This window comes from Thalassotalea fusca (assembly GCF_053485835.1).
Genome location: NZ_JBQRUN010000003.1, coordinates 183,528 through 198,189 on the forward strand (window position 1 = coordinate 183,528; position 14,662 = coordinate 198,189).

Genomic DNA, 14,662 nt, shown 5'->3' on the forward strand with positions numbered 1-14,662 from the left:
TTAAAAGTCGCTCAATGCATTAAAAATGACTCGACGGTCATCGACAATTTTGCGGCGACCATGCATGGTTCGATTGTTATCAATGAGTGCGATATCACCATCCTGCCATGGTACGTCGATGGTGATGCGCTCAGTAACATCGTTCAGCAGCGTAGCCCAGCGAGATTCAATCAGCTCACCGTCTTTAAACTTAATGACTGGCTTCTCATAATTGTATGAAGGTCCTAAGATACTGTTAGCAACAGCCATTTTTCCGTCGTTTAGTGCATAGGCGGCATAGGTTTCATACTCGTAGGTTATTGAATCGTCCTTATGGTGGCTAATGCGGGTGTCTTTTGGATTACAAAGCGAGGATAAATGTTCAAAAGTCACTTGTTCCATATCAGAAAGTTGCGGATGTAGGTGCAACGCCATGGTTTTCCAACGAGTGGAATCGACACGCCTTGAATAGATTATTGGCGTCGATTCGAAGCGTTTTTGTAGTGTTTCAGGTAATGCATTCCATACTTTTACACCGTCGCAAATCGTTGTGCGTGATCCAACCGTTGGTGCCTCCTGACAATAAAACCAAGCGAGTTGTGCTCTAAACGGGGAATTACCATTTTCAAGATGTAAGCCAACTGCATCAACACCAGCATCCACTTTCTGTGCTACCTTGCTAAAAAAAGTTCGCGCGGGATCTAGTGTAACTTTTGAGCTAACCTGTTCAATTAATGCAGAAAAGCTCTCAATATCACTGTTAAAGTCTCTCAATAAAATACTGCCGTATTCAGACAGCAAGGTTTGTAAATAACTCTTATTAATATGCGCCAGCTTAACCGTCGGATTTTTAGGGACGACAATAGCTAAGCTCGGTGCGTATTTAATCAGTGTAATTTTGTTTTCCATTTTCACTTTATCCTTAGTATCACGCACTGGCCAATACATCGACGACAATGGGTTTTACAATATCTTGAAAAATTTCGTTTCTTTTTGGGCGTCCTGTCACGGTGAAATATGACTGTTGAACATAATCGCAGAGTTGGCAGACGAGAATATGATCGACCCGATCCAACGTCGAAAGCCGGTGAATACCGAAATCGTGAATCGTTTGTTCTAGCGCTTTTTGGCAACAGCTGGCATCGGCTGGCACAAAAAACACACCAAATAACTTATCTAGCCCTTCACCAAATATGACGACATTTTCAATAAGTGGGATTTCTCGATAGCAACGCTCTACCCATTCAGGTGAGATATTTCGCCCGTTCGCGGTGATAATGACGTGTTTTTTTCGACCTAAGATGGTCAGAAAGCCCTCATCATCAATTCTGGCTAAATCCCCTGTGCTCAACCAACCATCATCACTGATGGCGCATGCCGTTGGGTCAGCTTGTGTATAGCCTGCGCACAAGCTTGCGCTTTTGATTAACAGTTCGTTGTTTTCACTTAACTTGACATCGACATGCGCGAGCGGTTTCCCGACAGTGCCTGCTTTAAAGGCTTTCGGACTGTTCCACGAGACAACTGAACTGTTCTCACTCAAACCATATCCTTCATATACGTTGATCCCTTGCTCACGCAAATAGGCTAAGGTATCGATCGACACCGCACCACCGCCACAAGCGATAAACGGCACAGTTGATGAGTGAAACAGTACTTTGAACTTTTCGTTAGCGGCCAAATTCTCACAGGCAGAACATTGCTTGGCCAACGACTCCACCATGCCCGGTGGTAGAGTCAGGACGCTCGGTTTGACTCGACGACACCAATTCCAAAAATGAATAGCGGGCTGTGGGGATATCCCCAACAACGCTTCGTCCTCAGGCAAGAAGCTTAACGTGCCCCCCTTTGACAACGTCATATACACGGCCGTCACTTGCTCAATCAGCAACGAAAGCGGCACTAATGAAAGGTAATGATCCCAAGGTGTGCCGGAGACGTGTCGCTGCAATTCAGACAATAGCGCATCCAATCCATGTGCTCTGATCTTCACCCCCTTAGGCGCATCTGTGGTACCTGAGGTATGAATGATTTTGCAAATCCAGTCATTATTAGACGCGTTAAAGTCAATGGTCTCGACGGGCACGACCGCAGATAAGTCGAGTTCAAGTTTTTGAAATTTGACAGGACAGTTCTCCCAATTCGCGACAAGTTCAAAACCCAGATCGTCACACAGCAATATGTCACAGTTGTGAATCAATGAACGGCTCTGCTGCGCCGTAAAACTCAATGGTATTGGCACGGCAGTAATGCCCGCTGACATCAGCGCTAGATCGACGACTACCCACAGGGGATTGTTATTCATGACTACCCCCACTTGTTGCCAACCTTGTTGATTAAATCGAATGGCTAACTGCTCAATCAAACAGGCAAGTTGTTGATAGGAGTATTCGGTGTTATCACCCGTAGCAGCCCACTGACGAAGCGCAATTGTCTCGGGCGAATGCATAGCGAATTTTTGAATATCATTTAGAATTTGCATTTATGCGCACCCCTTTCTGACATTCATACTGAGATGATTGAGCGCTAACGAATAGAAATGCTGGTTGTTACCAAACATATGCACGTTGTCCCTTAGTGGTACATATAACACCTCTGGGTTAGATGCATAGTAACTTCCCCACAATTCACGCTCTTCATGCGGTATATTCTCGATTGATGCAGCACCTAAAGAACGATAATTAATTCCCAGCTTGGAAATCATTGCTCGCAACTTATCAGTTGCCGTTAGCAATACATATCGTTGACCCAAACACCATGCAGCAAAAGGAATTGCTCTCACGAGTTCGTATCCCACACCGGCACTTCTAGAGCCTAAGTTTCCAACTTCAACGATTTGATCTCTGTCTACTGGCGCTTTTTCCGATTCACTCACTAACTGTTCGACGCGTTTAGTCAGATACTGTTCGGAAAATAACATGCCTTCACTGGCTAGCTTCAAGCCTGCACATGCTTGAATGACGTTGTCCTCACCAGATGGCAATAGTCGAGAGCATGTAAAAAACTGCTGATAATGCACTTCAATAGAAGCTTCGAACCGCTTCATGTAAGCACTCTTAACTAACTCCTTGGACTGCTCCCATAATTCGGAGTCGCGAGTAATAATGCGAATATTCATAGTAAAAACTACCTGTAAGTCTATGTGTTTGCCCTAATGTTGCTCTAAATAAACAACCTGTTTTACAGCTTTGTTTTCTTACTTTTTGCTTATTCGTCAGTGAAATATACGCGTAACTTAGCCTCAGCATTTGCTGATAAACTTTTTGACTGATGCAGTGGAATTAGATCATTTAATATGAGAGGATAACGCTGCTACCACGTTAAAACTCTATTAAACTCACATTCGGCTCCGTCGTTAGCTATATTATTCAATCATTAATAAGCAGATTACGTTTTGTTGTTGTGATTGTGCTCCCTCCTTTTCTAACTCTGTCATTCCTTGTTGTTATAAGCGTCGCGCATGCTCAATCCTTTGCTGGATTACGATAAAACTGACTCAAATCAACACCACTTAAACCACCGCCAACATTCGCTTGGGGTGCTTTGCTTAACACTACACGTTTAGTGGATTTACTTAATCCTATTAACGAAGTACTTCCTATTGTCGGTACAACGACCGCAGACAGTGCTATCACCTTTAAAAAATATCTTCTGCTATTGTTCACCTAACATTTCTCCAATATTTTGTTTGACACCGTTAACGCAGAAAGTACTGCTGCACCGGCATGATCACCCGGTGGATATACAGTATGACCTGCAAAGAAATAATGCTTTTCATCACCTTGTTGTTCCGGTTTTTTACCCATCCACACGAATGGCATAACTCTGGGGCTGCTACCAAAACGTTCTTGAAACTGACGAGGAAATAAGAATGACCAGGAGACTGTTGCTTCTAAGAAGCCCGGAATAATTGAATCTGCCCTTTGAAGTAATTTATGTGCCAACTGCTCAGCGTGATCATCGGGCAATAATTCCACATCACGAGGCAGATAAAAGTAAAGGTTAACCGTTGCACCCGATATTGCTTGCGCAAAATCGTTATGAAACAAGTGAAAAGGAAAGTCGTCGACCCATTCTCCGTTGTCGATTCTCGACATTGCCTCTCCGGCAGATTGCGGGTAGTACAAGTGAGTATGCACGTCGTCGCTCAACATCTGGCTATCTTTTAGCACGACACGAAGTTGTGTTAACGGTAAACCTCGTTTTATCGATAAGGGGTAAGCCCCCCGACGCTCACGTGTATCAATAACTTGAGCTGCTATATGCAGTGAGTTAGCACAATTGATTTGATAGCCATTTGTATAATGAAGGTGCTGCGCGACCGCTTGTCCAGTGTATATTGTTACCCCCAGCTCTTCACAACGCTCTACCAGATCATTGACTAATTGATTTGGCCCGCCTACAGGTACTCCCGGGTGATTGTAGTTATAGCCGAATTGTTTTTCGTAATTTAGATACGCCAAATTGAAATCTTCGGGACACACGCCCATCAAGTAAGCGGGAATTTCTGCTATATCCTTTAGGCGTCCAGGTTTCATAAAACGTCGACAAAATTGGCCAATCGTCTTGATTTCCGTTCGCCCCGTTTTCATGCGAACAATGCCATGTATCATTCGTAACAATTGCCATGGCGACTTCAATAACTGCGCAACAAACTTAATGCCTATTGGGGCGGTCAATCGCTCATCTTGGTAATAAACGATACTCTTCTTGCTAACAAAGCGTGTCTTAACCCCTAGAGCGGCAAGTTCATCAATCATGCCACGACCAAAGTCGTTGCATGCGATAGTATATTGATAACCATCACACTCATCGGTACCACACAAGCCACCTAAGCGCTGCTGCTTCTCCAGCAAGATAACACTTTGTCCGCTAGCTGCGAGTTTCACGGCCGCCGTAAGGCCTGCTAAACCACCACCAATCACCGCCACATCATAATGTTTAGTTGTCATGACTGATGACTCCAAAATGTTTTCGTAAAATATGTTGGCTTGTACGCAGTGCCAAAGCGTGCAAAGTTAATGTAGGATTGACTGAACTACCAGTGACAAATAACGACGCACCTCCAATATAGAGGTTTCTCACCCCATGCACTTTCGCTCTAGCGTCAGTCACAGACTCTCGTGGATTGTGTCCCATGCGCATCGTCCCCATGGGATGTGCTTCAAATTCAGGTGACACGAAAACCGGATCTGCGCCACAGGCAGTCAACAATTCAGAAATCTTTTCTTGTGCTGCGGTCAGCGCTTTTTTGTCGTTAGGATGATATTCATAATGTACATGCGCCTGCGGTACACCAAAACTGTCTAGCTGATCTGGCACTAGCGTAATACGATTGTCGGCCACTGGCAGCCCCTCGACGAATGACATAAACATTAGCGATTCATTGTAGCGTTTCATCAGCTCTTTGAGTTCAATGCCATTGACAGCAACCAAGGGGTCGAGCGCTGCGACACCAGCGCCAGCACCATTCAGTGAAATCAAGGTATAACCGCCCGCGTAATCACCGTTTTCATTCTTGCAAGTATCTAACGACATGACGTTACTCATGTTGTGACCAACTCCCATGCGCAAGTCTTCATTGGTGAAGCCTAACCCTATCGTACCCAAGTGACAGAAAAAGTGGCGACCAACCTGATCATATTTGTTTCCGATGCCGTTTGGATGTGCGTCACTAGTTGACGCCAATAACAGCCTCGGTGTTTCAATAGGGTTATTACAAACAACAACCACTGTGGCAGTACAAGTGGATTTTTCCAATGTTTTATTATCTGCGAACTCGACTGAAGTGATGCTTTTGCCTCTGCTTTTAGTAATGAGGCGAGTGACCGTTTTTTCGGTGAGTAGAGTGACATTTCCCGTTAACAGAGCTGGTTCAATAAGCACTGTATCAGCTTGATATTTGGCATCGACACGACAACCCGCGCGACAAAAGCCGCAATGAAGACAAGCTGGTCTTTCATCATAAACAACGGAATTAGTCGCGAGTCTGCCGGCTGACCAATTCAAACCCAGTTGCTCAAAGCCTTGTTGATATTTATATGACGTACGATAAAAATCCAGTGGTGGATTTGGCGGTAGTGGCGCTTCTGGATGATCCCAAACAGTCGCCTCCCCCGAAACCCCCATGTCTAATTCAGCTTGATTGTAATACTTATGTAGATGCCGGTATTTAATCGGCCAATTGGCCACCGACGTACCCGGCAAATCCCCCCAATTTTTGACAAATTCAAAATCACGTTCGAAAAAACGTAAAGCAACGGCTGTCCACGCTAAGGTTCCGCCTCCGACAGCTTTACCTAAATTAGGTGTACCTCTAAATGCTTTTCCACTCACTTGATATGCATTGTTGTCCCACAGCAGCTTACTAATAGCCAGTTCACTTTCATAAAAATCCTGCTTATGATCGCGATAGTGTGGCCCTTTCTCTAATGCCAGTACTTTTAGTCCAGCTTTGGCAAATCGATTGATAAAGACTGCGCCCGCTGCGCCAGCGCCGACAACGATTACGTCGTAGTTATTTGTTGCAGCCATGTGCTATGCCCCCACTCGCTCGCCATCGGCCGTAAAGCCACCTTGGTCTATTGAAGGTCCTGGCATACCAATGCTGTGCGCTATATTGTGGTCACCATAATAAATCAGCACGGCTAGCGTACGAAATGGCACCCAAAATGGCGATAAAGCCTCTTCTTGTGCAATGTGTTGCACCAATAGCAAACTGCTTTCTTGATTTATTTGATCACAGCCAACATCAAATAGCGCTAAGCAATAGTTGTTTACCACGTCCAAAGAATTAGCAAAGGAAGCTTGTCTGAAAGTCGGCCAAGATGAAAAAATATAGGCCATTATGCTATCAACACCCACTTCGACCGCCGACGGAGTTTCTGTCGTAGGCAAAATCCCCACTAGCAACGCTTTTAATGTTGAATACTGCTGTTGATTAAGGCTCATAACAATATCTCATCTTTAGATTGATTAATAATCGAGAACAAGCCTTGTTCGTACATTCGACGTGCTTTGGTGCGTTGAATCTTTCCTGAAGTTGTTACTGGAATGGATTTTGTTGGCACTGCCAATATGTCGAGGACAGGCAAAGCAAAATTTGATGCGATCTTTTCTCTTATGCTATCTCGCCATTCGGCCAGCACTCGCGGGTTTTGCTCGCGCGTTTCAAATACAATCACCGCTTGCGGAGCGCTTTGATTGACAAAAAATGCGGCGACGCGTCTCGCTCCTACCATAGGCATTAACCTGACAGCGGCTTCCAAGTCGTATGGAAAGAGGTTTTCTCCTCTCACACATACCATTTCATCTGCACGCCCAGCTATAACCAGCTGATCATTAACTAATTTGCCTACATCCTTGGTATGTACATACCCTTTGTCGTCAGTAATTGGCTGCAATGTCCCATTTACATAAGCAAATTTCGCGACACTGTCGCCCCTTAAATAAATATCACCATACCCCAGATTGTCTGGGTTACGAATATCGATTGAAAACCCACTCACCAGATGTCCATTCAAAACAAACTGCTGATGCTCTAACTTATGTGTTGCAAATACCTGCCCAGGACGAACAATGGCAACACCGACGGTAGCTTCAGCGAGTCCATAAGACGGAGCGATCACTCCTTCGGCCAAACCAAATGGTGCTAAATTAGTGTAGGCACGGTTTAAACTATCAATCGAAATGGGTTCGGCACCAATTGACAACCATTTCAAGCTAGTTAAGTCGATAGAACCATCTAAAATAGGCTTTTCGGCAAGTGCCTTGTTGATCAATTCCACTGCGAAATTTGGCATACAGATGAAGGTAGCGCGATGTTTCTTAACCAACTGTAAAAACCTCAAAGGTCTTTTGACAAATGATAAAGGTACGCACATCACATAATGGCAACCTTGCAACAGCGAAAGCATAAAATTACAAATCAGACCGTAATCATGATAAACCGGCAACCAGCTTAAACACAGATCATCACCAGATAGCGAAATACCATCGGCGATAGCCGTAGTATTGGCTATGATATTTTGATAGCTGATGACCAAACCTTTTGGCGTATTGGTGCTGCCCGATGTGTACTGAATAAAGGCTGTGTCATCAAATTCAACATGAGGGAAACGAACAGGTGTTTCACAATCACGCAAGCTTTCCGGCAACTCGACAAACTCATTCAAACTGATGAACTGAACATATTCGCCTTCAGCGTGCGAACGCCACTGTTGCCAATCACTTTCGCCGCCAATAAACCACCTGTGATAGCTTAACAGCGGCAACATGCGGTTAAGGTAGGCATTATCACCCGCTAACGTCGCTGATGGTGGTGTAGGCACAGGGGTTGCACCGACTAAGAGCAGGGCAAACCAAGACAAGACAAATCGACTGGAATTTTCAGCGCTGAGCAAAACTTTATCACCACGCTTTATGCCCATTTCTGCCAGCGTTTTAGCATGTTCACGTGCCATAGATGCTAATGTGTAAAAGCTAAAGTATTGATTGTCTTTTAAGTTGCTTTGATAGAAGACAATACCTTTATCTTTGTTATTGAGCGCCCTTTCAAACGTTTGTACAGGCGAAAGCTCTAGCACTTCCTTGTAATTTAAGCGCATGCCAATGATTCCTTCTTCACGATCTCGTCGAGTTGTCTAACCGTTCTCATTCGACTGTATGTCGAATCGTCAAAGAAGATATCAAACTCATCTTCTATTTCTGTGAGTAATTGCATCAGCTTTAACGAATCAAATCCTAAGTCTTCTACCAATCGACTATCGTAGGTGATTACCGGCTGAGAATGTTTTGGTAAAACCCGTAAAATAACTGACTTGAGTGCTTCAAAATGAATCATATCTTTAAATCCCTGTACGTAATTTTTAGTAATTTTGATTTTTATTTAAGCGAACAAATCCTAGCCACCCGAGTTATAAAACTCGTTGGATGGCTAATTAGCCCCGGATTTGTGACGTTTGTTTACTCGATATTTTTTAGCGCATACCCATGCTCATGTAGATCTACATATAACTGGTTAAAGGCAAACAGCGCCTTTTCTAAATCGGCTTTTCGGTGGTTGGCCATTAGGCTGATCCTGAATCCAGATTCTTCCTCTGGAACCGCAGGCGGTAATACAGGATTCACATAAACACCAAGTTCAAGCATGCGCTTATATGCGGCAAATGCTAGTGTAGAATGCCCCAATATAAGGTGAACAATAGGTACAACCGGCTTCTTCACAGCAAAACCAATATTATTTAGTTCTGAGACTAAATAATCGGTGTTATCACTTAGCTGTTGTCGAAGTGCGGGTTGAGTTCGAATGATTTGTAAGGCTTGTAAAACGCTGGCCGTGACACTGGCAGGAAGACTAGCGGAGAAAATATGACCAGCACCATGGTGCTTAATGTAGTCGATGATTTTTTTATCTCCGGAAACAAAGCCCCCAATTGCGGCAAGCGATTTGGAGAATGTTCCCATAATAACATCAACATCTTGCATCACACCAAACTGTTCACACGCACCAGCTCCTGTGCGTCCCAACACACCCAGACCATGAGATTCATCAATGAATAAGCGTGCGTTGTATTGTTTCTTAAGCGCAACCAAAGAACGAATGTCGGCAATGGTACCTTCCATGCTGAATACTGAGTCACTCACTATCAGAGTCTTTCGTCCTTGGCTTCGTTGCAATAGGCGTTCAAGTTGTTCCATGTTGCGATGTGCAAATACACGAACTTTTGCCTTCGATAATGTTGCGGCATCAAATAAACTGCGATGGTTTCGCTCATCCATTAATAGTAAACAATCTTCTGATGCTAAGGCTGAAATTGCCGCGAGGTTGGTTTGATAACCTGTGCTGCATAGCACCGCAGCCTCTTTACCTGTGAATAGAGCAAGCTCAGCAGATAATTGGTTATGTATATCTAACGTGCCATTAAGTAATGGGGAGCCCGAGCATCCCGTGCCATATTTATCAGTAGCTGCAATAGCCTGCTGAATCAGCGCCGGTGAGGTATTTAATCCTAAATAGGAATTGGTACCAAGCAACACAACTTCTTGATCATTTTCATAGTTAATTGACGAATATTGCCCACTGCGAAACTCGGGATAAAATCCGTACAAACCGGCCATTTTAAGCATCAAGTGTTGATATTCTCTAATCGCAGGAGCAAAAATGTCGGTTTGGCTAGTACCATCAATTTTTTGATGAACAAACTCTCGCCAATCGGCTTCATCCCATGTGGGTTTATCTTCTGTCTGATATGGCGCAGGGACCGTCAGTCCGTCGGCATGGCTAATGTTGTCGGTTAAACAACGTGCCAACGCTTCTGTCATTTCATGATCATGCCTGTGACGAACAAAGAACAGCAGCGGTTCAAGCGTCGCACCTAAGAAAGTTTTTGGCACATAGTTAGTAATACCTAGTTCGAGTCGCCCTTTACCTAACTCAATCATTCGACGTACAGAAATTAATGAAGCAATACGATACAAGTTGGCTTGTTTATAGTGCTCATAACTATAATCAACTCCCCAATCGAGCATGATGTAATCGTCATCACCAATCAGGTTATACATAAAAGCGATTAGCTTGCCATTATCTTCAATGGTAATAACTTCGCTATTTTCGGGCAGGTGCTTTTGTGTCGCGGCAAAAAAACTCTCTGTGAGCTGCTCTCGACTGTAGTCCTTGGAGTTTTGATTTACATTTTGCCACAAGCGCTGCATATCACCCGCCAAATGTGCATAGTGATTCGTAATATTAACGATCAATCCGAATTTTTCTTCGTATTTTAGCGCTGATCGAATTTTGCCTCGGCCTTTGCTCGGATGAGACAATACGTATTCTTCAAAGCTTTGCCAATGATTATAGAGCACGGCATTGGTGAACCCTGAACATGGTAGAAAGCCTTTAGGCTGCAGGACCTTAGCCACCTCTTCATATTGGTTTAGAGGAATATCGCGAATGAGCAAGTAATCACTGTCCATTTCTGCCATGCGTTCAATCATATGATCTGTTACATGGTCAAGCACTGGTATCTGGTAATCAGGTGAACACGCCTCATAACCATCACCGATCATAGTAAACAGGCCCATTTCAAAGACCTTGAAGTTCAACATCTCTGGATACCAATATTTAATTGGCCCTCTGGCATTGCCTAACGATTGATCGGTTGTTGAAAAATCAAAATCCACTAGATATAGATTTGCCTTACCAACGTACTTGCCGTTATCTTCGACCAATAAATAGTCGTAAGTTAGATCATTGATTTTTGATTCTTCAACGATGGAAAGAAAGTCCTTTCTTAAACCTGAACTATTACCTGAAACTCGCCAAGCCGTCTCGTCAACGTCACAAAGGGATCCCAAACTTTTACTTGCCAAATCCATCATGCTGTCCATTCTCCTGTGTTCAGCGTACACACTACTTCCAAATTTGTTGATTACGTTCGTTATTCATTAATTGACCAATTTTTGATATGCCAAAGGCGACACACCAACAATCGCTTTAAACTGCTTACAAAAGTGCGCCTGATCGGTAAAGCCACATAAAAATCCAGCTTCAGACAAAGGCATTTTCTTGTTAATAAGATAATAAACCGCCATTTGCACACGTACTTGTTGGACTAAATACGAGAAGGTAACCCCGCATTCTTTCAACTTGCGTTGCAAACTTCTCTCGGATGTATTCAATAAGCCAACGACCCGAGTGATCCGTGGTGTGAACAGATCTTCTTTGATAATCGCATTAGCAGTATCTTTAACTTTATCGGTCCAATAGTCAGGTGGTATAAAATTAAATTCCTGGGTATCGTCAACGGTTGTACACATCGGCGCTGGAATTTCGTGTGTTTCAAATACCCCCCAGTTGATGTACCAACTCGTCGGACTTATTGTCAGATTATCAATGTAATCATCGGTCACTGGCATCCCTGTTTTTTCAACAGATATCGTCAAATCACTCGCGCCAATGAATCGAAGTAAATTGGCAATAACACCGATTACTGCCAAACTCTCATGCAATGAGGGGGGGGAATTTACATCCTTGCTCATATGAGTCAGTTGTACACTATTGTCACTTAGAAATTGCGCATCAACATGGTGCACTGAGTGAATATATCGCTCTAAGCGCTGCCATCTCATCATGAGCTTTTGTGGCGTTGCTTGATATGTAAGTGCTTGAATACAAGGATCTTCAGATAATTTACGAATACCTGCCCCTTGTTTAAGTAAACTGGAATTGCCTAGCTCTCGAACAATTCGCCCCAAGAGCTCTTGCTTTTGATTAATTGGAATATAGGCTTTTTTTAAAGGAATATCATTTGCCTTTAGGAAATCACTTTCTCCTTTAAGTTTCTGATAACTCGCCCACAGTATTTGCGCCATCGCACGACTCGCAAAATTTAACATCCTTTGTCACCTTTTCTTGTAAAAAAACAGTTAAGTTAATTAAACAATATCTTCAACTTATATCTCTATATAACGAATAACTTTGTTTAACACCACCAACGAAATTTAACAAAAATAAAACAAAACATACACTAACCTTTAGCTAGAGTTTGAGTAGCAAACTTTCTGTAAAGTTAGGAAAAAGGCGACGCACAAACATTAACACTTTCACTTTGTCTACGTGAATCTCGTCTTTACGTTGGTTAATGCCTTTTACTAACTCTTGTGCAGCTTGTTGTGGCGTAATTTTATTCTTTCCCCGGCCTTCCGTCATTGCCGTATCAACCAGTGCCATGATGACTTCACATATATGCACTTGCTTCATTTGTTGTTTCGCCTGCGCTCGTAAACATCTGACAAAGGTTCTTAACCCGGATTTAGCACTACAATAGATAGCTGAAGATTGCTTTGGAAATACTGCTAGTCCTGACGTTATGAATGCCATAGTACCTTGTTGCTTTTCGACACTAGGCAAGAGATAGCGACAGAGCAAAGTAGGTGCAGTAAGGTTTATGGCTATTTCTTGATCAAATGAGTATGGTTCACTGTCTTGTTTAAAAAGATCTCTCGGTTGTTGAATCCCGACATTGTGCACGACAATATCAAAACTTTCTTTTGCCAATTCCTGCCCTAATCTGTCAACCTGTTCAAGATTAGCAAAATCACATACATACCATTTTGTAACGACGTCTTTATTTTTCGCTTCATCGATTGTTTTTTGTTGCGAACCTGTCGAATAAATTTCATAGCCCAGTCGCGAATATTCTTCTATGACTGCAGCACCAATCCCTCTAGTACCACCTGTTACTAATACTTTTCTATTCATTTTTACAGTCCGGTGTTAATTAAGTGGGGGTATTTTAACAATCGCGCCAAAAAGATATTGTACAATCACGCCATGTTATAAGAATGATTTGTTTAATTTTTATGACAAGATATTTGACTAGGCGAAAGTTTTTCGCCCGAAACTTGCTCGTTTATCTTTACTTTCAGAGGAGCTATTCGTAGATAGAACTAAGCGTTATCTATAACTGCATATAGTGTGAAGTTCATTTCAAACAAGTAACACAGCCAAACTCCCACTATATTAAATATTTATGACAAGATATTCAGCCTTGAGATGTATTAGGCGATGAATTGGGCAGACAAGCAAGGCGTTGTAGCTAACCAAAACAATATTTAGTGCTTAGTCAGCTTTCGTATTTCTTTTTTGACCTTGTTTTTCAATACTCGGTCGGATGATAGTTTAAGCAATTCATTATACGTTGCTATCGCCTTGGCTTTTTCAGCATTTTTTTCCAATAATTGGGCCAATAAAAATAAGTTATCTTGATATTCTGTGTCATATACCCTGCTATGCACCAACAGTCTTTCAGCCGCTTGAATTCCATCGTCCAATGACATATTGCCAGACAAACTAAAGGTCGCAACTAACCAGCAGGCAGTTTCCCATTTGATAAGCGCTTCTCTCTCCCCTACTGGCAGTTGGCACGCCTGCCAAAACGCTTGCCCTGCCATCGATTTGTTTTCAAATGTCCACATAAGTTGCCCGGCGCGTTCAACAACTTCAACGTTGGTGGCGTATGCTTTCGTCATCTCTATCGCGTATTCGATGCCTTGTGATTTATTTTGTGTATTTTGCAAATAATCCATATAGGCGATACGAGCGAATGGTGATTGTGTTGGTTGTAATTTTTCGACGATAGGTTGTTGTTGATCAGGATCACCGCCCATCATGGAAGGTTGGCCATAAGCTTTTGCTGCTTCCATTTGGTAACGTGCATTATCTGGTGCTAGGTTAGCGGCAGTAGTCATAGCGTTAACGTATCGACTGAATTTCGACATTTTGCCAAATATAGACGAGCGTCTCGCAATCGTTAGCCATAATTGCCCAGCCCAATATTGCACCTTGGCATTCGCGCCATGTTGTTGAACAAATGATGTTAGCGCGGCTTCAACATCGTCTTTATCACGCTGCACCGCTACCGCTAACTTCAACAGCTGCTCATCAATGGTCAACGGTCTTTTACGTTGGCTTAATATCTCATCAATTCGTTGATAATCACGAGCATAATAATTTGCTTCTAATTGACTGACCGTTACCTCTTGTGCTTCGGCTCTATTACCTGTCAGAGCAAAAGCAACAGACAAGCAAAAGGCCGCCAAGAGTGGCAATGTATTCATTACATTCTCCTTATTTATTAATGATTGGGAAAATCACAATAGATTTAATACCAATAGAGGCTAA

Annotated in this window: 13 protein-coding genes; all 13 read right to left on the reverse strand. The window is 43.0% G+C overall.

Annotation, left to right across the window (positions count from 1 at the left end; all coding sequences use genetic code 11):
* Positions 1–888: a TauD/TfdA family dioxygenase gene (locus ACSLUK_RS05180; RefSeq protein WP_448547460.1), complete on the reverse strand. Its 888-nt coding sequence runs from the start codon at positions 886–888 to the stop codon at positions 1–3.
* A gap of 19 nt (positions 889–907) precedes the next feature.
* Complete coding sequence (locus tag ACSLUK_RS05185; RefSeq protein ID WP_448547461.1) at positions 908–2,461, reverse strand: AMP-binding protein; 1,554 nt, start codon at positions 2,459–2,461, stop codon at positions 908–910.
* Positions 2,462–3,097, reverse strand: a complete 636-nt coding sequence (locus ACSLUK_RS05190; protein ID WP_448547462.1) for a thermostable hemolysin — start codon at positions 3,095–3,097, stop codon at positions 2,462–2,464.
* 346 nt (positions 3,098–3,443) lie between these two features.
* A complete protein-coding gene (locus tag ACSLUK_RS05195; RefSeq protein ID WP_448547463.1) occupies positions 3,444–3,644 on the reverse strand; it encodes a hypothetical protein in 201 nt (66 codons plus the stop codon).
* Entirely contained in the window at positions 3,645–4,931 is a 1,287-nt protein-coding gene (locus tag ACSLUK_RS05200) for a phytoene desaturase family protein (protein WP_448547464.1), read from the reverse strand.
* On the reverse strand, positions 4,921–6,513 hold the full coding sequence (locus ACSLUK_RS05205) for a GMC oxidoreductase (RefSeq protein ID WP_448547465.1): 1,593 nt from the start codon (positions 6,511–6,513) through the stop codon (positions 4,921–4,923). The genes ACSLUK_RS05200 and ACSLUK_RS05205 overlap by 11 nt, the downstream gene beginning before the upstream one ends.
* 3 nt (positions 6,514–6,516) lie before the next feature.
* Positions 6,517–6,930: a gluconate 2-dehydrogenase subunit 3 family protein gene (locus tag ACSLUK_RS05210; protein WP_448547466.1), complete on the reverse strand. Its 414-nt coding sequence runs from the start codon at positions 6,928–6,930 to the stop codon at positions 6,517–6,519.
* Positions 6,927–8,585: an AMP-binding protein gene (locus ACSLUK_RS05215; protein ID WP_448547467.1), complete on the reverse strand. Its 1,659-nt coding sequence runs from the start codon at positions 8,583–8,585 to the stop codon at positions 6,927–6,929. The genes ACSLUK_RS05210 and ACSLUK_RS05215 overlap by 4 nt, the downstream gene beginning before the upstream one ends.
* On the reverse strand, positions 8,576–8,821 hold the full coding sequence (locus ACSLUK_RS05220; RefSeq protein WP_448547468.1) for an acyl carrier protein: 246 nt from the start codon (positions 8,819–8,821) through the stop codon (positions 8,576–8,578). The genes ACSLUK_RS05215 and ACSLUK_RS05220 overlap by 10 nt, the downstream gene beginning before the upstream one ends.
* A 122-nt stretch (positions 8,822–8,943) precedes the next feature.
* Complete coding sequence (locus ACSLUK_RS05225) at positions 8,944–11,358, reverse strand: aminotransferase class I/II-fold pyridoxal phosphate-dependent enzyme (protein ID WP_448547469.1); 2,415 nt, start codon at positions 11,356–11,358, stop codon at positions 8,944–8,946.
* Between the two features lie 66 nt (positions 11,359–11,424).
* Positions 11,425–12,375: a helix-turn-helix domain-containing protein gene (locus ACSLUK_RS05230; RefSeq protein WP_448547470.1), complete on the reverse strand. Its 951-nt coding sequence runs from the start codon at positions 12,373–12,375 to the stop codon at positions 11,425–11,427.
* A gap of 142 nt (positions 12,376–12,517) precedes the next feature.
* The gene (locus tag ACSLUK_RS05235) at positions 12,518–13,240 is read right to left on the reverse strand and encodes an SDR family NAD(P)-dependent oxidoreductase (protein WP_448547471.1); all 723 of its coding nucleotides are present in this window, start codon (positions 13,238–13,240) and stop codon (positions 12,518–12,520) included.
* 353 nt (positions 13,241–13,593) lie between these two features.
* The gene (locus tag ACSLUK_RS05240) at positions 13,594–14,598 is read right to left on the reverse strand and encodes a hypothetical protein (protein ID WP_448547472.1); all 1,005 of its coding nucleotides are present in this window, start codon (positions 14,596–14,598) and stop codon (positions 13,594–13,596) included.
* Between the last annotated feature and the right edge of the window lie 64 nt (positions 14,599–14,662).